This is a genomic window from Streptomyces sp. NPDC025806, assembly GCF_055558275.1.
Map to the genome: position 1 here is coordinate 81,529 of NZ_JBVHMU010000004.1, position 19,284 is coordinate 100,812.

Genomic DNA, 19,284 nt, shown 5'->3' on the forward strand with positions numbered 1-19,284 from the left:
CTCAGAGCAGGGCTCAGGCAGAGACGACCTCGACGTTGACCTTGGCGGCAACCTCGGGGTGCAGACGCACGGTCGCCGAGTGGGCGCCCAGCGTCTTGATCGGCGAGCCCAGCTCGACGCGGCGCTTGTCGACCTTCGGGCCGCCGGCGGTCTGGATCGCCGAAGCGACGTCAGCCTGCGTGACGGAACCGAAGAGACGACCGGCGTCGCCGGAGCGGACGGCCAGCGTGACCTTGACACCCTCGAGCTGGGCCTTGATCTCGTTGGCCTGCTCGATGGTCGCGATCTCGTGGATCTTGCGGGCGCGGCGGATCTGCGCCACGTCCTGCTCGCCACCCTTGGTCCAGCGGATCGCGAAACCACGCGGGACCAGGTAGTTGCGGGCGTACCCGTCCTTGACGTCGACGACGTCGCCGGCGGTGCCGAGGCCAGAGACCTCGTGGGTCAGGATGATCTTCATTTTTCGGTCACCCTTCCCTTATCGCGCGGTGGACGTGTAGGGCAGCAGCGCCATCTCACGGCTGTTCTTCACGGCCGTGGCGACGTCACGCTGGTGCTGCGTGCAGTTGCCGGTCACGCGGCGGGCACGGATCTTGCCGCGGTCGGAAATGAACTTCCGCAGCATGTTCGTGTCCTTGTAGTCCACGTACGTGACCTTGTCCTTGCAGAATGCGCAGACCTTCTTCTTCGGCTTGCGCACAGGCGGCTTCGCCATGGTGTTTCTCCTGTGTGATCAAGAAGTGTGGGTACGAGCCCGGCCCCGGAAGGGCACTGGTCCCTAGAAGGGGGGCTCGTCCGAGTAGCCGCCGCCGGAGCCGCCGGAGCTTCCGCCCCAGCCGCCACCGCCGCCGCCCTGCTGCTGCTGGCCGCCGCCGGCCGGCGAACCGGTCGCCCAGGGGTCGTCGGCGGGAGCACCGCCGCCACCCTGCTGCTGACCGCCGCCGGAGCCACCGCCCCAGCCGCCGCCCTGCTGGCCGCCGCCACCGCCGTAGCCACCCTGGCCGCCGCGACCGCCACCGCTGGTCTTGGTGACCTTGGCCGTGGCGCTGCGCAGGCTGGCGCCGACTTCCTCGACGTCCAGCTCGTAGACCGTGCGCTTGACGCCCTCACGGTCCTCGTAGGACCGCTGCTTCAGCCGGCCCTGCACGATGACGCGCATGCCTCGCTGGAGCGACTCCGCGACGTTCTCCGCCGCCTGACGCCAGACCGAGCAGGTCAGGAACAGGCTCTCGCCGTCCTTCCACTCGTTCGTCTGACGGTCGAAGGTGCGGGGAGTGGACGCGACACGGAACTTCGCGACCGCCGCACCGGAGGGGGTGAAGCGCAGCTCGGGGTCGTCGACAAGATTGCCGACGACCGTGATGACGGTCTCGCCTGCCATGGAAAACCTCTCGGCGGGTTTGCTGCGGACTGCTTGCTGCTACTCGAATCCCGAGTGCCGCTGAACTAGGAAGTTCAGTGGGTCTCGGGGCGGAGGACCTTGGTCCGGAGGACCGACTCGTTCAGGTTCATCTGGCGGTCGAGCTCCTTGACGACCGCAGGCTCGGCCTGCAGGTCGATGACCGAGTAGATGCCCTCAGGCTTCTTCTTGATCTCGTACGAGAGACGACGACGGCCCCAGGTGTCGACCTTCTCCACCTTTCCGTTGCCCTCACGGACGACGGAGAGGAAGTTCTCGATCAGGGGGGCGACAGCGCGCTCCTCCAGATCGGGGTCGAGGATGACCATCACCTCGTAGTGACGCATGTGGAACCCACCTCCTTTGGACTCAGCGGCCACGGTCGTTCCGTGGCAGGAGGGTTGTTATGCGTAGCAACGGTATCGGGGACCACTGACAATCGGCCCTCGTCGAAGAGGGCCGAGCAGATCAGCGGGCCTGCATCCCTGGTCGGGATGTGGACAGACACCGATGCAGACGGTACAGACTACCCGCACCTCGGCTTCCGGTTGAAATCCGGCAGCGGACGGCCGCACTCTGTACACATCGGGTGTGTATGGCGCTACGATGCGCCGCCTTCCGCAGGAGGTGCCCTCATGGCACAAGCAATGCGACCCAACAGCACCACGGCCGGCTCTCTTCTCGCCACGGACGGGAAGCCCCACCCGCTCCAGGACACGCTGCTCGGCGTGACGGTGGTGCTCGGCGCGATCGCGATCATCACCTCGATCTGGAGCGGGCTGCACCTGCTCAGCTCCTGGGCGGGGCTGGTCGGGATCCTGACCGGGGCGTACGGACAGTTCATCTCCGAGACGACCCGCGAGCGCTTCGGGATGATTCTGGGGCTCGGTGCCTCGGCGGTCGGCTTCTTCATCGGCATGGCGCACGGAGGTCTCTTCGGCGGTGTCATCGGCTGAGGTGACACGGTCTGACGAAGACTGACCTCGATACGGCCAGTCGGGGCGCTCGCAGGGCGCAGTAGGCTTCGGCGCGAGAGCCGGAGCCCCTGTACCCATGGGGACACACCAGCCCGAGGAGCGCCCCGAATGAGCCTGACCCTGAGGACCATCAGCCGCGAGCAGCATCTGGCATACATCCAGAGCCTGCCGTCGGCTAGCCACATGCAGGTCCCCGCATGGGCAGATGTGAAGTCGGAGTGGCGCTCCGAGAGCCTCGGATGGTTCGACGACAAGACCGGCGAGATGGTCGGCGCGGGTCTGGTGCTCTACCGCCAGCTGCCCAAGATCAAGCGTTATCTGGCCTATCTGCCCGAGGGCCCGGTCATCAACTGGTACGCGCCGAACCTCGAAGAGTGGCTGCGGCCGATGCTCGCGCACCTCAAGCAGCAGGGCGCCTTCTCCGTGAAGATGGGCCCGCCGGTCATCATCCGCCGCTGGGAGGCCCCTTCCATCAAGAAGGGCATCCAGGACCCGGATGTGAAGCGCCTGCGCGACATCGAGCCGGACTTCATCGAGCCCCGCGCCTTCGAGGTCGCCGACAAGCTGCGCCGCATGGGCTGGCAGCAGGGCGAGGACGGCGGCGCCGGCTTCGGCGACGTGCAGCCCCGCTACGTCTACCAGGTGCCGCTCGCGAACCGCTCCCTGGAAGAGGTCCACAAGCAGTTCAACCAGCTGTGGCGGCGCAACATCAAGAAGGCCGAGAAGGCTGGCGTCGAGGTCGTCCAGGGCGGTTACCAGGACCTCGCCGAGTGGCAGCGCCTGTACGAGATCACGGCCACGCGCGACCACTTCCGGCCGCGCCCGCTCTCGTACTTCCAGCAGATGTGGACGGCCCTCAACTCCGAGGACCCCAACCGCATGCGGCTGTACTTCGCCCAGCACAACGGGGTGAACCTGTCGGCCGCGACGATGCTCGTCGTCGGCGGGCACGTCTGGTACTCCTACGGCGCCTCCGACAACATCGGCCGTGAGGTCCGGCCCTCGAACGCGATGCAGTGGCGCATGCTGCGCGACGCCTACGCGCTCGGTGCCACCGTCTACGACCTGCGCGGCATCTCCGACTCGCTCGACGAGACGGACCACCTCTTCGGCCTCATCCAGTTCAAGGTCGGCACGGGCGGGCAGGCCGCCGAGTACCTCGGCGAGTGGGACTTCCCGCTCAACAAGCTGCTGCACAAGGCGCTCGACATCTACATGTCGCGGCGCTGACCGGCGGCCGTGCGGGGGACCGTCACAGGTCCTCCCCGGCCCCACCCGCTTCGCTTTCGCGGCGGACCCGGCACAATTCACGTAGCTCCAAAGTTTCTTCATACCTCTGATACACCGCAGCCACGAGAAAGGTTCCGGGACCGGCCATGGCGCTCACGCTCTATGTCGACACCGCGCGCTGGCGGGCACACCACAAGCACGTGCTCGAGCAGTTTCCGGGGCTCGTCCCCGTCTGCAAGGGCAACGGCTACGGCTTCGGCCACGAACGCCTCGCGGAGGAGGCGACCCGTATGGGGTCGGACATCCTCGCCGTGGGCACCACGTACGAAGCCGCCCGGATCAAGGACTGGTTCAGCGGTGACCTGCTGGTCCTGACGCCGTTCCGGCGCGGCGAGGAGCCGGTGCCGCTGCCCGACCGCGTCATCCGCTCCGTCTCCTCCGTGGACGGCGTTCATGGCCTGGTCGGTGCCCGTGTCGTCATCGAGGTCATGTCCTCGATGAAGCGGCACGGAGTGAGCGAGCAGGACCTGCCGCAGCTCGCGCACGCCATCCAGGACGTGCGGCTGGAGGGTTTCGCCATCCACCTGCCGCTGGACCGCACCGACGGCTCGGACGCCGTCGAGGAGGTCATCGGCTGGATGGACCGGCTGCGGGCGGCCCGTCTGCCGCTCCACACGATGTTCGTGAGCCACCTCAAGGCCGAGGAACTGGCGCGCCTGCAACAGCAGTTCCCGCAGACCCGCTTCCGCGCGCGCATCGGCACGCGGCTGTGGCTGGGCGACCACGACGCGACCGAGTACCGCGGCGCCGTGCTGGACGTCTCCCGCGTCGCCAAGGGCGACCGGTTCGGCTACCGGCAGCAGAAGGCGGCCTCCGACGGCTGGCTGGTGGTCGTGGCGGGCGGTACGTCGCACGGGGTGGGCCTGGAGGCCCCTAAGGCGCTGCACGGCGTCATGCCGCGCGCCAAGGGTGTCGCCCGCGCCGGCCTCGCCACGGTGAACCGGAACCTCGCGCCGTTCGTCTGGGGCGGCAAGCAGCGCTGGTTCGCCGAGCCCCCGCACATGCAGGTGTCGATCCTGTTCGTGCCCGCGGACGCTCCCGAGCCGCAGGTCGGCGAGGAGCTGGTGGCTCACCTGCGGCACACCACCACGCAGTTCGACCGTCTCGTGGACCGCTGACGGGCACCACGGAGCCAAACGGAAGGGGCCAGACACCATGTGGTGTCCGGCCCCTTCCGCGTGCTCAGCGTCCGCTCTGAGGGCTGTTCGCTCAGGGCGAACTGTCGGGGTCCTTGCCCCAGTTCACCGGTGGCGGCGGCTCCGCTTCGTGCTCCTTCTCCCACGCCATGTAGGCCGCGTGCCCGAAGACGAACCGGTCCTCGGCCCCGTCCAGCACCCCGCCCGACGGATCGTCGTCGCCGGAGCGCCGCACCACGTCGCGTTCGGGCAGCCAGATGTCGCGCACGATGATCGCGCAGAGGTAGAGCGTGCCCAGGAGGTGGATGATCACGGCGGCCTGGTAGCCGTCGGTCGGCAGGCCCTGGTGCTTGTCGCCGCTGGTCGTGTACGCGAGGTACAGCCAGATCCCGAGGAAGTAGACGACCTCGCAGGCCTGCCAGACGAGGAAGTCCCGCCACTTGGGCCGGGCCAGGGCGGCGAGCGGGATCAGCCAGAGGACGTACTGCGGCGAGTAGACCTTGTTGGTGAGGATGAAGGCCGCGACGACCAGGAAAGCGAGCTGCGCGAAGCGCGGGCGGCGCGGCGCGGTCAGCGCGAGCCCCGCGACACCGAGGCAGGCCAGGACCATGAGCGCCGAGGCCAGGGTGTTCACCACGTCCGTGTCGAGCGGGGTGTCCATGTGCTGGGAGATGACGAGCCAGAACGAGCCGAAGTCGACGCCCCGCTCCTGGCTGAAGGTGTAGAACTTCGACCAGCCGTCCGGCGCCATGAGCATCACCGGGAGGTTCATGGCCAGCCAGGCCACGACCGCGCCGGACGCGGCCACCGCGAACTCCCGCCACTTCCCGGCCCGCCAGCACAGGACGAACAGCGGCCCGAGCAGCAGGGCGGGGTAGAGCTTGGCCGCCGTGGCGAGCCCGATGAGGATGCCGAAGGCGAGCGCGCGGCCACGGGACCACATCAGCATGGCCGCGGCCGTGAGCGCCACGGCGAAGAGGTCCCAGTTGATGGTGGCCGTCAGCGCGAACGCGGGCGCGAGAGCGACCAGGAGGCCGTCCCAGGGCCGCCTGCGGTGCGTCCGGGCCACGCACGCGGCGATGACCGCGGCGCAGATCATCAGCATCCCGGCGTTGACCATCCAGTACACCTGCTCCTGGTGCTGGATGGTGCCGCTGCCGGGCGTGAGCCAGGCGGCGACCTCCATGAACACACCGGTGAGCACCGGGTACTCGAGGTACTCCATGTCGCCGGGGAGCCGGTCGAAGTACGGGATGAGGCCGTCGGCGAATCCACGGCCCTGGTAGAGGTGCGGGATGTCCGAGTAGCAGGCGTGCGTGTACTGCGAGCTGGCGCCGTAGAACCAGGCACCGTCGTAGCAGGGGAACTTCTGCACCATGCCGAGCGCGAACATGCCGATCATGACGAGCGCGATGACCCGTACGGGGGTCCACCAGGACCGGCCGGTCAGGGCCCGCCATCCGATCGGGCCCCCGAGGAACTCGCTGCCGGCGGCGGCGACCTTGTCCTCCCTGGTCGGCCGCACCTGCTCCGGCTCCTCCGGCTTCACCTGCGTCGTCTCTGCACTGGGCATGCCGCACATCCTGCCGTACGAGCCTGAGTACAGGGCGAGGGCCGCCGCACCGGAATGGTGTGGCGGCCCTCGTCGACCTCGGTCACGCTGTGTTTCACGTGAAACACAGCGTGTTCACTCAGCCTGTGCCTCCGAAGAGGCCACCTCCGTTGCCGTTGCCCCGTGTGCTCCCGGTGGTGTCCGTGGCGCTGCCTGACGGATCCGGAGTGACTCCGCCATCCGTGGTCCCGCCGTCGGTCGTCCCTCCGTTGGTCGTGCCGCCGTTAGTCGTGCACGTCCAGTCCTTCCACTTGTTGCAGGTCTCCGAAGGCGAAGGAGACGTGCTCTCGGTCGACTGGCTCGGGGAGGGGGTCGCCGGAGCGGACGAGGACGGCGACGTCGTCATCGACGGGGTCGGCGAAGGACTCGGCTTGCCGACGACCGAACCGATGGGCTCCGGCGTCGGGAACGACTCGAAGGGCTGGCCCTCCATGGCCTGCGCCATGTAGTCGTGCCAGATCTCCGCCGGGAACGACGCACCGTGGATCTTGTCCTGACCGCCGGTGCCGTACATCTCGAGGAACTCGCGCTTCTTGTTCTTCTCGTTGTCGTCCATCCGGTACATCGTGATCGCGGTGGACAGCTGCTTCGTGTAGCCGACGAACCAGGCCGACTTGTTGCCGTCGGTCGTACCCGTCTTGCCGGCCACGTCACGGCCCGGCAGCTTCGCCGCGGTACCGGTGCCCTTGTCGACCACGGTCTTCAGCACGTCGGTGACGTTGTCGGCGACCTTGTTGTCGAAGGCGCGCTTCGGCGGGTCGTCGTGCCGGTAGATCGTCTCGCCCTCGTGGTCGATGGACTTCACCGAGTACGGGTCGTTCTGCTGACCGCTGTTCGCGAACGTCCCGTAGGCGCCGGCCATACGGATCGCGCTGGGGTCGGAGGTGCCGAGGGAGAAGGACGGGTAGTTGGAGTCCGCGAAGCTGTCCTCCAGGAGGCCGGCCTGCGTCGCGGTCGCCCTCACCTTGTCGAGGCCGACGTCCATGCCCAGCTGCACATAGGCCGAGTTCACGGACTCGCGCATGGCCTCACGCAGGTCGATCTGGTAGCTGGGCGGGTTGTAGGACTGCTTGCCGTCGTTCTCCTGGTTCCACTCCTCGCCCTTCTCGTTCCGCCAGATGGTGCCGTCGTAGTCCTTGATCTTCAGCCCGTTCTTGCCGCTGAACAGACTCTTCGGCGAGACGATCGTGCGGGTGCTCTCGTCCTGGTCGTTGCCGGCTTCCGGGTCCTTGACGCCGTACTCGAAGGCGGCCGCCAGGACGAACGGCTTGAAGGTCGAACCGACCTGGACACCGGTGACGTCGGCGTTGTTGGTGAAGTGCTTGGTCGCGTCCTCACCGCCGTAGATGGCCTCGATGGCCCCGGTCTTGGGGTTCACGGAGGCGCCACCGAACTGGACGTGCGTGTCGACCTTCTTGCCCTGGAAGGTGCGCTTGGGGTCGAGGTTCTCCTTGCGGACCTTCTTGACCGCGTTCTCGAGCTGCTTCACCTTCTTCTGGCTGAAGGTCGTGTGGATCTCGTAGCCGCCCTTGCTCAGCGCCTGCTCGGTGATGTCCCCCTTCCTGAGGACACTCGCCTTGGCCAGGTCGACGAGATAGCCGATCTGACCGCCGAGCTGGGCGTTGGAGCGCGGGTTCTGCAGCTTGGGGAACTCGTGAAACTTGTCCCGCTGAGCCTGGGTGAGTCGGCCGTCCTTGACCTCTTCGTCGAGAATCCACTTCCAGCGCGCGGTGGCACGCGCGCGGTTCTTGTCCGCCGTGGCGTTGACCGGGTCGATACCCGGCGAGCCGGCCGGGTCGTAGTAGGTCGCACCCTTGAGCACGGCCGCGAGGAACGCGCACTGGCTCGCGTCGAGGTCCGAGGCGTCCTCACCGAAGTAGGTGCGGGCAGCCGCCTGGATGCCGTACGCGCCGCGCCCGTAGTACGCCGAGTTCAGGTAGCCGGCCATCACGTCGTCCTTGTCGACCGTCCGGCCGACCTTGATGGAGACGAGCAGCTCCTTGAACTTGCGGGAGACGGTCTGCGACTGGTCGTCCAGCATCGCGTTCTTCACGTACTGCTGGGTGATCGTCGAGCCGCCCTGGGTCTCGCCGCCCTTGGCCATGTTGACCACGGCACGGGCGATACCCATCGGGTCGATGCCCTTGTCGGTCTCGAAGGTCTTGTTCTCCGCCGACATCACGGCGAAGCGCATCTCCTCCGGGATGTCCGCGTACTTGATGATCTGGCGGTTGGTCACACCACCGGTCGCGATCATCGGCTTGCCGTTGGACCAGTAGTAGACGTTGTTCTGCTGCTTGGCCGCGATCGCCACGTTCGGGACGCCCACCAGCGCGTACGCGACGCCCGCGACGGCCATGACGCTGCCGAGGAAGCCCAGGCCGAGTCCGGTCACCAGGCGCCAGGAGGGCACCCAGCGGCGCCAGCCGTCCTTGTAGGCGCGCGGGTAGTCGATGAACCTCTTCTTCTCCGGGCGGGCCGGCCCACGACCCCTGCCGCGTCCGGGCCCGTTCGGGCCGGGCCCACCGGGCCCACCGGGGCCGCCTCCGCCGCGGCGTCCGCCGCCACCGGCTCCACCACGGCCCGCGGCGCCCTCGGGCGCCCTGCGCCGGCTTCCTCCGGCACCGCGCTGCGCGGCACGACGCGCCTCCGCGCGGCCGCCCCAGGAGGCCTCTCCGCCGCCTCCATAGGAATCAGACGGTGACACAGTGTTGTCGCGCGGCGCCGCACGGCGCCCAGACGATGCTCCGGATGCTCCGCGACGGGCCGCGGCGCGCCCGCCGCCCTGCGGCTGCGGGGGCTTGCGACGGTGCTCGCTCATCGAACGACTACTCCTAGGGCAGGCGCGGCTGTCGCACCTGGACGGCGGCTGGTTTCCGGTCCCCCCGAACTACGGACGAGCCCGTTCCGGCACTCACCCGTACTCCACCGGGGACGACGACGCCCTCAGGCATCGCTTGGTTCCCGGTGGTCTGCATGGCGGACAGACTACGCACCGTCAAAACCCACCGAGAGGCGAAGTTCACCCCAAATCAGGCAAGTTGCTTCCTACGAATCGGTGATGTGACGCCGTTCACCGTGATCCCTCTTGTCCCAACCGTGACCTCGTTCTATCGTCGGGATGTATCGAGCCGATACATCAGCTCGACATAAAGAGTCGATACACAGGCCCGCGGCAGTGAGGAGGCGACATGAGCCGGCGTTCCGGCATCCTCGAGTTCGCCGTCCTCGGACTGCTCCGCGAGTCTCCGATGCACGGCTATGAGCTGCGCAAACGACTCAACACGTCGCTTGGAGTCTTCCGAGCCTTCAGTTACGGGACCCTCTACCCCTGCCTCAAGACGCTGGTCGCCAACGGCTGGTTGATCGAGGAGTCGGGTGGCGGTCCCCAGGACGCTCCCGCGGCCCCGCTCGCAGGGCGTCGCGCCAAAATCGTCTACCGGTTGACGGCGGAAGGTAAGGAGCACTTCGAGGAACTGCTCTCGCAGACCGGCCCCGATGCGTACGAGGACGAGCACTTCGCCGCGCGATTCGCCTTCTTCGGGCAGACGTCGCGCGACGTGCGGATGCGCGTCCTCGAGGGCCGTCGCAGCCGGCTGGAGGAGCGCCTCGAGAAGATGCGCCTCTCCTTCGCCCGCACCCGGGAGCGCCTGGACGACTACACGCTCGAGCTGCAGCGCCACGGTATGGAGTCCGTGGAGCGCGAAGTGCGCTGGCTGAACGAGCTCATCGAGAGCGAGCGCGCGGGTCGCGACCAGCAACGGTCGGGTCCGGGGGACGCAGCTCAGCAGGACACATCTGGAGAGACGGGCGGCCTGCCCCGGCATCGGGACAGCACCCGGCCGGATCCGTCCGACGACACCGCCATGTGAAGTCCGATCAGGACTTCACCAGTACACACAGGGAGCAACCGGAATGGGTTCGGTTCGCGTAGCCATCGTCGGCGTAGGTAACTGCGCCGCCTCGCTGGTGCAGGGCGTCGAGTTCTACAAGGACGCTGACCCGGAGACCAAGGTCCCCGGCCTCATGCACGTCCAGTTCGGCGACTACCACGTCGGTGACGTCGAGTTCGTCGCCGCGTTCGACGTCGACGCGAAGAAGGTCGGCCTCGACCTGGCCGACGCCATCGGCGCCTCCGAGAACAACACCATCAAGATCTGCGACGTCCCGAACTCGGGCGTCCAGGTCCAGCGTGGTCACACGCTCGACGGCCTCGGCAAGTACTACCGCGAGACGATCGAGGAGTCCCCCGAGGCCCCGGTCGACGTCGTCCAGATCCTCAAGGACCGGCAGGTCGACGTTCTCGTCTGCTACCTGCCCGTGGGTTCCGAGGACGCCGCGAAGTTCTACGCGCAGTGCGCCATCGACGCCAAGGTCGCGTTCGTCAACGCCCTCCCGGTCTTCATCGCCGGCACCAAGGAGTGGGCGGACAAGTTCACCGAGGCCGGTGTCCCGATCGTCGGCGACGACATCAAGTCGCAGGTCGGCGCCACCATCACGCACCGCGTGATGGCGAAGCTGTTCGAGGACCGCGGTGTCCGTCTCGAGCGCACCATGCAGCTCAACGTCGGCGGCAACATGGACTTCAAGAACATGCTCGAGCGTGACCGCCTCGAGTCGAAGAAGATCTCGAAGACCCAGGCCGTCACCTCGCAGATCCGCGACCGTGAGCTGGGCGAGAAGAACGTCCACATCGGCCCGTCCGACTACGTCGCGTGGCTCGACGACCGCAAGTGGGCGTACGTCCGCCTCGAGGGCCGTGCCTTCGGCGAGGTCCCGCTGAACCTGGAGTACAAGCTCGAGGTCTGGGACTCCCCGAACTCGGCGGGTGTCATCATCGACGCCCTGCGCGCCGCGAAGATCGCCAAGGACCGCGGCATCGGCGGCCCGATCCTCTCCGCGTCCTCGTACTTCATGAAGTCCCCGCCGGTTCAGTACTTCGACGACGAGGCCTACGAGAACGTCGAGAAGTTCATCAAGGGCGAGGTCGAGCGCTGACCTTCTCCAGGCGGGTGTTTCACGTGAAACATGAAACGTGCCGAGCACCCGCGGCCTGAGGGCTGCACTGGCCCCCGGAATCGCACACGTCGTGCCTCCGGGGGCCTTCCTCGTGTGTGAGGCTGTGCCCCATGGCTGTCGTCCGTGACCTGCGCCTCCTGCTGCGCCTGCGCGACTTCCGGCGCCTGCTCACGCTGCGACTGCTCTCCCAGGGAGCCGACGGCGTGTACCAGGTCGCACTCGCCACGTACGTCGTCTTCTCTCCGGAGAAGCAGACCTCGCCCGCCGCGATCGCCTCGGCGATGGCCGTCCTGCTCCTCCCGTACTCCTTCGTGGGGCCGTTCGCGGGTGTCCTGCTGGACCGCTGGCGCCGCCGCCAGGTCTTCCTCTACGGCAACCTCCTGCGCGTGCTGCTCGCCTCCGCGACAGCCGTTCTGATGCTGCTCCACTCCCCGGACTGGCTCTTCTACGCCTCCGCCCTGTGCGTGACGGCGGTCAACCGCTTCGTGCTCGCCGGACTCTCGGCCGCGCTGCCGCGCGTGGTCGACGACGACCGGCTCGTCATCGCGAACTCGCTCTCCCCGACCGCCGGCACCCTCGCCGCGACGCTGGGCGGCGGCCTGACCTTCGGCGTCCGCGTGATCGCCTCGGACTCCGACGCGGCCGTCGTCCTGCTCGGTGCCTTCCTCTACCTCTGCGCGGCGCTGGCGTCCCTGTCCATGGACGCCGAGCTGCTCGGCCCCGATCCCGAGCTGGTGCAGCCCCGGCTGAGGGTCGCCCTCGCCGGGACCGCACGAGACCTGCTCTCCGGTGTGCGGCACCTTGCTTCCCGACCCGCCGCCACGCGCTCTCTGGCCGCCATGACCGTCATGCGCTTCTGTTACGGCGCCCTGCTCGTCATGGTGCTCATGCTGTGCCGGTACGCCTGGTCGTCCACCGAGTCCCAGGGGCTGGCCCTGCTCGGCCTCGCCGTGGGGGTGTCGGGGGCCGGCTTCTTCGTCGCGGCGATCGTCACCCCGGCGGCGGCCGGACGCTTCGGACCCAGTGGATGGATCACCATCTGCGCGGGCGTCGCCGCTGTCCTGGAGCTCGCCCTCGGCCTCGCCTTCGAACCTCCGCCGATGCTGGTGGCCGCCTTCGTCCTCGGACTCACCACCCAGGGCGCGAAGATCTCCACGGACACTCTCGTCCAGTCCTCGGTGGACGACGGCTTCCGGGGCCGGATCTTCTCCGTCTACGACGTGCTGTTCAACGTCTCGTTCGTCGGAGCCGCCGGAGTCGCGGCGCTGATGCTCCCGCCCGACGGCCGGTCCGTCCCTCTCGTGGTTCTCGTCGCGGCGCTGTACGGAGCGGTCTGCGTGGTGATGGCCCGCGTCGGCCGCCGCCCCGAGGACGCTGTTTCACGTGAAACATCGCCGCACGACCACGACTCCTGAAAAGGAACGCCCCCGAAAGGCCGGCTCCGGACATGCCGCGGGGCGTTGTTTCACGTGAAACAACGCCCCGTCTGCCTGTGTGTACTCAGCCCTGCGAGTGCTCGGCCCACCACTCCTTGAGAGCCGCCACGGCCGCGTCGTACTCCATCGGACCGTTCTCCAGACGCAGCTCCAGCAGGAACTTGTACGCCTCGCCGATCACCGGGCCGGGGCGCACGTCCAGGATCTCCATGATCTGGTTGCCGTCGAGGTCCGGGCGGATGGAGTCGAGCTCCTCCTGCTCCTGGAGCCGAGAGATGCGCTCCTCGAGCCCGTCGTACGCCCGCGAGAGCGTGTTCGCCTTGCGCTTGTTGCGCGTCGTGCAGTCGGAGCGGGTGAGCTTGTGCAGGCGCGAGAGCAGCGGGCCCGCATCGCGCACGTAACGGCGCACGGCCGAGTCGGTCCACTCGCCCGTGCCGTACCCGTGGAAGCGCAGGTGCAGCTCGACTAGGCGCGAGACGTCCTTCACCAGCTCGTTGGAGTACTTGAGCGCGGTCATGCGCTTCTTCGTCATCTTGGCGCCGACCACCTCGTGATGGTGGAAGGAGACGCGGCCGTCCTTCTCGAAGCGGCGGGTGCGCGGCTTGCCGATGTCGTGCAGCAGGGCCGCGAGGCGCAGCGTCAGGTCCGGGCCGTCCGTCTCCAGCGCCATCGCCTGCTCGAGCACGATCAGCGTGTGGTCGTAGACGTCCTTGTGCCGGTGGTGCTCGTCACGCTCCAGGCGCAGGGCCGGCAGCTCGGGGAGAACTCGGTCGGCCAGGCCGGTGTCGACGAGCAGGGTGAGGCCCTTGCGCGGGTGCGCCGAGAGGATGAGCTTGTTCAGCTCGTCCCGGACGCGCTCGGCGGAGACGATCTCGATGCGGTCGGCCATCTCCGTCATCGCTGTGACGACGTCGGGGGCCACCTCGAAGTCGAGCTGCGCGGCGAAGCGGGCTGCGCGCATCATCCGCAGCGGGTCGTCGGAGAAGGACTCCTCGGGCGTGCCGGGCGTGCGCAGGACCCGGGCGGCCAGGTCCTCGAGACCTCCGTGCGGGTCGACGAAGGTCTTCTCCGGCAGTGCGACGGCCATCGCGTTCACGGTGAAGTCGCGGCGGACCAGGTCCTGCTCGATGGAGTCGCCGTAGGACACCTCGGGCTTGCGCGAGGTGCGGTCGTAGGCCTCGGAGCGGTAGGTCGTGACCTCGATCTGGAAGCTCTGGTCGACGCCGTCGACCCGCGCATCCTTCTGGCAGCCGACGGTCCCGAAGGCGATCCCGACCTCCCACACCGCGTCGGCCCAGGGACGGACGATCTTGAGGACGTCCTCGGGGCGAGCGTCGGTGGTGAAGTCCAGGTCGTTGCCGAGCCGGCCGAGCAGCGCGTCGCGTACCGAACCGCCGACCAGGGCGAGAGAGAACCCGGCCTCCTGGAATCGGCGGGCGAGCTCGTCGGCGACGGGCGAAACCCGCAGCAGCTCGCTGACGGCGCGGTGCTGCACCTCGCTCAGGGCACTGGCGTTGTCTTCATTGGCGTTCGGCACAACAGGACAGGGTACGTGCCCCCGGCACCCCCGGCCGAACCGTTTGCCGGGGCGGTGGCGCGACCGGGCCCGCCGCGCCCCTACCCTGTCTCCACGATCTTGTGAGGCGGACCCAGGCACTGAGCCACAGCGCGCCTCGTTACCATGCGTGGACACATCTGCGACCACTGACGACGACGAGGGACGGACGAGCGCGTGGCCGAGGCGGCAGACTTCCCAGGGATGAATCCCTCTCCTGCCCGCCGACTGCTGCGGCGCACCGGAGCGGCACTGGCCGCCGCGCCGCTGCTCGCGGCGCTGCCTCTGCTGCCCGGTGCCACCGCGGCCCAGGCGTCTTCCCCCGCGGCCGTGACGGCCGCCACGGGGACGAACACCGTCGATGTCGCCGTGACCTCGCTCTCGCCCACCGCTCCTGACGACAGCGGCACGGTCACCGTCCGGGGCCGGGTCACCAACCACGGCAAGCAGGCCGTGACGGACGCCCACGTGGGGCTGCGGGTCGGCACGTCCTACGGCGGCCGGACAGCGATCGACGGCGCCGCACGGCGATCGACGGGCGGCGTCCCGGACGGCACGGAAGTCGCGAGCAAGTACGCGCAGAAGTTCACTCGCCTCGACCCCGGGGTCCCGCAGGACTTCACCCTCTCGGTACCGGTCAAGCAGCTGCACCTGGGCGCCGACGGCGTCTACGAGATCAGCGTGGCTCTCATGGGGCAGACGGCCGCGCAGCGGTTCCAGCAGACGCTCGGCATCCAGCGGACGTTCCTGCCCTGGCAGCCCGGCGGCGCGGACACCCGGACCCGGACGACGGTCCTGTGGCCGCTCATCTCCGACACGCACCTCACGGCCGAGACGGGCACGAACGAGGAGCAGACGCCGGTCTTCGACGACGACAGCCTGGCCAAGGAGATCGGCCCCGGCGGGCGGCTCCAGCAGATGCTGGCACTGGGCAGCGAGCTCGACGTCACGTGGGTGATCGACCCCGATCTCCTGGCCTCGGTCGACGCGATGACCGAGTCGTACAAGATCAAGGGCGCGGACGGGAAGCTCACGTCCGGCAAGGACCAGGCCGTCGCCAAGGAGTGGCTCGGGCAGCTGGAGACGGCGGTGCGCGACCAGAAGGTCGTGACGCTGCCCTTCGCCGATCCCGACCTCGCCTCGCTCGCGCACTCGGGCACGAAGGTCGGCGGTTCGCTCGGCCACCTCAAGGCGGCCACGGACGCCGCCGTGGCGACCGTGGACACGGTGCTGCACGTGCGGCCGGACACGTCCTACGCCTGGCCCGCCGAGGGCGCCCTCGACCCGGACGTCGTGAAGGTCGCCACATCGGCCGGCGCCGACAAGATCATCGCGCGCAGCGACTCTCTCCGTGAGGCCGGCAACCTGCCGTACACGCCCTCGGCGGCGCGCCCGATCGGAGGCGGCGCCACGGCGATCGTCAGCGACGCGCGCCTCTCCACGGCCTTCCGGGGCGACATGACGGGCGCGGAGAACGCGACGCTGGCGGTCCAGGAGTTCCTCGCCCAGAGCCTGATGCTCAACATGCAGACCGACAAGCAGCGCAGCGTCGTGATCGCCCCGCAGCGCATGCCGTCGGCCAGTCAGGCCCAGGCGATGGCCCGGGCCGTACGGGACCTGCAGGGCAGCGGCTGGTCCCAGTCCCAGTCCCTGAGCGCGGCGGCCAAGGCCAAGCCCGATCCGGGTGCGACGACCCGTGTCCCCTCCACGCGGTCCTACCCGGCGTCGCTGCGCCGCCAGGAGCTCTCCCGGCCGGCCTTCGAGCAGATCGCCGCCACCCAGCGCGATCTGGAGAACTTCAAGGTCGTCCTGACCGACGAGTCCCGCGTCGCGACGCCGTTCGGCCGGGCGATGGACCGCGAGATGTCCACGTCCTGGCGCGGCCGTGCCAAGGACTCCCGGTCCTTCCGGGACGGCGTCTCGACGTATCTGTCCGGGCTGACCGGCCAGGTCAAACTGATCGAGAAGTCCACGGTCCGGCTCTCCGGCCGCAGCGCGACCATCCCGGTGTCGGTCCAGAACAACCTGTGGCAGGACGTCGACCATCTCGTCCTGCGCCTGCGTTCCGACAACGGCACCCGCCTGAAGGTCGGCGACCACGACTTCGAGGACAAGGTGGTGACGATCGCGAGCGGCCACAGCCAGTCCGTGAAGTTCACCACGACGGCCAAGGCGACCGGTCCGATCACCGTCCACGCGCAGCTCTACACCGAGGACGGGCAGCCGTACGGCGAGGAGCTCGACTTCAAGGTCGACGTCACGGAGATCACCCCGACCGTGATGCTCGTCATCGCCGGCGGTGTGTTGCTGCTGGTCCTGGCCGGTTTCCGGATGTACATCCAGCGCAAGCGCGCCGCCGCCGACCGCGACGGCGAGGACGCTCCGCAGGGCGAGGCGCAGGAGGATGCCGACGGCGCGCCCGAGGAGGTGCCGGGGGCCACCCCTCAGGCGCAGGTTCCGCAGCAGGCGAGTGACCCGACCGCTGACACCGCTTCGGAAAGCACGGCCCCGTCGGGCCCGGGTGAGAGAGTGGACCGTTGAGCGATGTCGTGGCCGGTGGGCCGGGGACGATGAGGTGGGGTATCCATGAACGCGCCGTACAACGGTGACCGTGGCCAGGGCTCGGGCGGCTCTGCCTCGGGCGATGGCCACCCGCGCACCGGGGCCCACGGGGCCGGCGGGCAGGTGCCGCCGCCCCAGCCCGCTCCCGACGCGTACCCGCAGGACGCCTATCTGCAGGACGCCTACGACCAGGACCCGTACCGCGCGAACGACCTCGCGGCCCAGGACCCGGTGACCGAGGCGCTGTACGACCGCGCCGCGCACCCGCCGCCGCCCCCCGGCACGTACCAGTCGCAGCCGCTGTACGACCCGCCGCCCGCGAACCAGTACCAGCCCGACCCCCGGGTGTGGGCCCAGACGCCCGCGCCGGAGCCGGAGGGCCCCACCCAGTACCTCCCGTACGGCGACGACGCGCGCACGACGCAGTTCGTGGGCGTCGACGACCTCGTGACGCTGGCCGGCGAGGAGCAGGAGGAGCCGGACGCCTTCGCGCACCTGTTCCGGGACCAGCAGCCGGGCTACGGCGGCGGGCGCGCCGCCACCGGGCCTGCGGTCGACGACCAGACCCAGTACCTCGGCAAGGCAGCGGTGCCCGCCCCCACGCCGGCGGCCGCACCGGCCGTCGCGCCGAAGAAGGCGGGCCGAGCCGCGAGCCTCATGAAGTCGAGCGCGGTGATGGCGGCGGGCACGCTCGTCTCCCGGCTCACCGGATTCGTCCGGACCGTGGTCATCACCGCCGCGCTCGGCGCCGGCCTGCTCGGTGACACCTGGACCGTCGCGTACACGCTGCCGACGATGATCTACATCCTGACCGTCGGCGGCGGTCTGAACTCGGTGTTCGTGCCGCAGCTCGTCCGCTCCATGAAGGAGGACGAGGACGGCGGCGAGGCCTACGCCAACCGCCTGCTGACGCTGGTCATGGTCGCGCTGGCCGCGATCACCGCGATCGTCGTCTTCGCCGCGCCCCTGCTCATCAAGCTGATGTCGACCTCGGTCGCCGACGATCCGGCGGCCAACAACGTCGGCGTCACCTTCGCGCGCTACTGCCTGCCCACGATCTTCTTCATGGGCGTGCACGTGGTCATGGGTCAGATCCTGAACGCCCGCGGCAAGTTCGGCGCGATGATGTGGACCCCGGTCCTCAACAACATCGTCATGATCACCACGTTCGGCCTGTTCCTGTGGGTCTACGGGACCGCTGCCGACTCGAACATGACGGTGCACACCATCCCGCCGGAGGGCGTCCGCCTCCTCGGTGTCGGCACGCTGCTCGGCCTGGTCGTCCAGGCCCTCGCGATGATCCCGTACCTGCGCGAGACCGGCTTCCGCTTCCGCCTGCGGTTCGACTGGAAGGGCCACGGTCTCGGCAAGGCCGTCCGGCTCGCCAAGTGGACCGTCCTGTTCGTTCTCGCCAACCAGGCGGGCGTCCTGGTCGTCACCCAGCTCGCGACCGCGGCCGGCAAGGCCTCGGACGTCAAGGGCACCGGCATCCTGGGCTACTCCAATGCCCAGCTGATCTGGGGCATGCCGCAGGCGATCATCACCGTCTCGGTCATGGCCGCTCTGCTGCCGCGCATCTCGCGGTCGGCCCACGACGGCGACCCGGGCGCGGTCCGCGACGACATCTCCTCGGGTCTGCGCACCTCGGCGGTGGCGATCGTCCCGGTGGCCTTCATGTTCGTGGCGCTCGGCGTCCCGATGTGCACCCTGCTCTTCAGCTCCAGCGGCACCGAGGCCGCCCAGTCGATGGGGTACATCCTCATGGCGTTCGGCCTGGGCCTCATCCCGTACTCCGTGCAGTACGTGGTGCTCCGCGGCTTCTACGCCTACGAGGACACCCGGACGCCCTTCTACAACACGGTCATCGTGGCGGCGGTCAACGCGGCGGCCTCGGCCATCTGTTACGTGATCCTGCCCGCGCAGTGGGCCGTCGTGGGCATGGCCTTCTCCTACGGTCTCGCGTACGCGATCGGCGTCGGCATCGCCTGGCGGCGCCTGCGCAACCGGCTCGGCGGCGACCTCGACGGCCGCCAGGTCGTGCGGACCTACGCACGACTTTGCCTCGCATCCGTGCCCGCTGCGGTCATCGGCGGCGGAATCGGGTACGCGCTCACCGAAGTGCTCGGCCACGGCGTGTTCGGTTCCATCGCGGCGTTGGTCGTCGGTGGCGCGGCGCTGCTCGCCGTGTTCTACGTGGCGGCCCGCAAGATGCGCATCGAGGAGCTGAATTCGATGGTCGGGATGGTCCGCGGTCGCCTCGGTCGCTAGTCGGCCGGATGCGCCTACAACCTTCGACGA

General features: G+C 68.9%; 15 protein-coding genes. 8 read left to right on the forward strand and 7 right to left on the reverse strand.

The features are described 5' to 3' along the window. Positions 1-13 precede the first annotated feature (13 nt). From rplI to rpsF, 4 genes are all read right to left on the reverse strand, one after another. The gene (gene rplI / locus ACZ4E1_RS10380) at positions 14-460 is read right to left on the reverse strand and encodes a 50S ribosomal protein L9 (RefSeq protein WP_399124391.1); all 447 of its coding nucleotides are present in this window, start codon (positions 458-460) and stop codon (positions 14-16) included. Positions 461-478: 18 nt separating this feature from the next. Then, positions 479-715 (reverse strand): 30S ribosomal protein S18, encoded by a 237-nt coding sequence (gene rpsR / locus ACZ4E1_RS10385; protein ID WP_003949403.1) that lies wholly within the window; start codon positions 713-715, stop codon positions 479-481. A gap of 63 nt (positions 716-778) precedes the next feature. Then, a complete protein-coding gene (locus tag ACZ4E1_RS10390) occupies positions 779-1,381 on the reverse strand; it encodes a single-stranded DNA-binding protein (protein ID WP_467537763.1) in 603 nt (200 codons plus the stop codon). Positions 1,382-1,455: 74 nt separating this feature from the next. Then, the gene (gene rpsF, locus ACZ4E1_RS10395) at positions 1,456-1,746 is read right to left on the reverse strand and encodes a 30S ribosomal protein S6 (protein ID WP_005482942.1); all 291 of its coding nucleotides are present in this window, start codon (positions 1,744-1,746) and stop codon (positions 1,456-1,458) included. A 288-nt stretch (positions 1,747-2,034) separates the two neighbouring features. On the opposite strand from rpsF, the gene ACZ4E1_RS10400 reads away from it, so the two are divergent. The 3 genes from ACZ4E1_RS10400 to ACZ4E1_RS10410 all read left to right on the forward strand — a co-directional run bounded on the left by ACZ4E1_RS10400 (position 2,035) and on the right by ACZ4E1_RS10410 (position 4,784). Then, positions 2,035-2,355, forward strand: coding sequence for a hypothetical protein (locus ACZ4E1_RS10400; RefSeq protein WP_467537764.1), 321 nt, complete (start codon positions 2,035-2,037; stop codon positions 2,353-2,355). A 129-nt stretch (positions 2,356-2,484) separates the two neighbouring features. Then, entirely contained in the window at positions 2,485-3,606 is a 1,122-nt protein-coding gene (locus ACZ4E1_RS10405) for a lipid II:glycine glycyltransferase FemX (protein ID WP_467537766.1), read from the forward strand. Between the two features lie 146 nt (positions 3,607-3,752). Beyond that, positions 3,753-4,784, forward strand: a complete 1,032-nt coding sequence (locus tag ACZ4E1_RS10410; RefSeq protein WP_399124395.1) for an alanine racemase — start codon at positions 3,753-3,755, stop codon at positions 4,782-4,784. Positions 4,785-4,875: 91 nt separating this feature from the next. On the opposite strand, the gene ACZ4E1_RS10415 is transcribed toward ACZ4E1_RS10410, so the two are convergent. After that, on the reverse strand, positions 4,876-6,384 hold the full coding sequence (locus tag ACZ4E1_RS10415) for a glycosyltransferase family 87 protein (protein ID WP_467537768.1): 1,509 nt from the start codon (positions 6,382-6,384) through the stop codon (positions 4,876-4,878). Positions 6,385-6,493: 109 nt separating this feature from the next. Then, positions 6,494-9,235 carry a transglycosylase domain-containing protein gene (locus ACZ4E1_RS10420; RefSeq protein ID WP_467537770.1) on the reverse strand — a complete coding sequence of 914 codons (2,742 nt, stop codon included), beginning with the start codon at positions 9,233-9,235 and terminating at the stop codon, positions 6,494-6,496. Positions 9,236-9,605: 370 nt separating this feature from the next. Between ACZ4E1_RS10420 and ACZ4E1_RS10425 the strand changes: the two genes are divergently transcribed. The 3 genes from ACZ4E1_RS10425 to ACZ4E1_RS10435 all read left to right on the forward strand — a co-directional run bounded on the left by ACZ4E1_RS10425 (position 9,606) and on the right by ACZ4E1_RS10435 (position 12,848). Then, positions 9,606-10,286, forward strand: coding sequence for a PadR family transcriptional regulator (locus tag ACZ4E1_RS10425; protein ID WP_467537772.1), 681 nt, complete (start codon positions 9,606-9,608; stop codon positions 10,284-10,286). A gap of 43 nt (positions 10,287-10,329) precedes the next feature. Further along, on the forward strand, positions 10,330-11,412 hold the full coding sequence (locus ACZ4E1_RS10430; protein ID WP_467537773.1) for an inositol-3-phosphate synthase: 1,083 nt from the start codon (positions 10,330-10,332) through the stop codon (positions 11,410-11,412). 131 nt (positions 11,413-11,543) lie between these two features. Beyond that, the gene (locus ACZ4E1_RS10435; RefSeq protein ID WP_467537775.1) at positions 11,544-12,848 is read left to right on the forward strand and encodes an MFS transporter; all 1,305 of its coding nucleotides are present in this window, start codon (positions 11,544-11,546) and stop codon (positions 12,846-12,848) included. Positions 12,849-12,933: 85 nt separating this feature from the next. Here the strand turns inward: ACZ4E1_RS10435 and ACZ4E1_RS10440 are convergent, their stop codons facing one another. After that, positions 12,934-14,406 (reverse strand): CCA tRNA nucleotidyltransferase, encoded by a 1,473-nt coding sequence (locus ACZ4E1_RS10440; protein ID WP_467537777.1) that lies wholly within the window; start codon positions 14,404-14,406, stop codon positions 12,934-12,936. A gap of 222 nt (positions 14,407-14,628) precedes the next feature. Here ACZ4E1_RS10440 and ACZ4E1_RS10445 point away from each other — a divergent pair, with 222 nt between their 5' ends. Both ACZ4E1_RS10445 and murJ read left to right on the forward strand, forming a co-directional pair. Then, the gene (locus tag ACZ4E1_RS10445) at positions 14,629-16,965 is read left to right on the forward strand and encodes a DUF6049 family protein (protein ID WP_467537778.1); all 2,337 of its coding nucleotides are present in this window, start codon (positions 14,629-14,631) and stop codon (positions 16,963-16,965) included. A gap of 45 nt (positions 16,966-17,010) precedes the next feature. Continuing rightward, complete coding sequence (gene murJ, locus ACZ4E1_RS10450) at positions 17,011-19,254, forward strand: murein biosynthesis integral membrane protein MurJ (RefSeq protein WP_467537780.1); 2,244 nt, start codon at positions 17,011-17,013, stop codon at positions 19,252-19,254. Positions 19,255-19,284 lie beyond the last annotated feature (30 nt).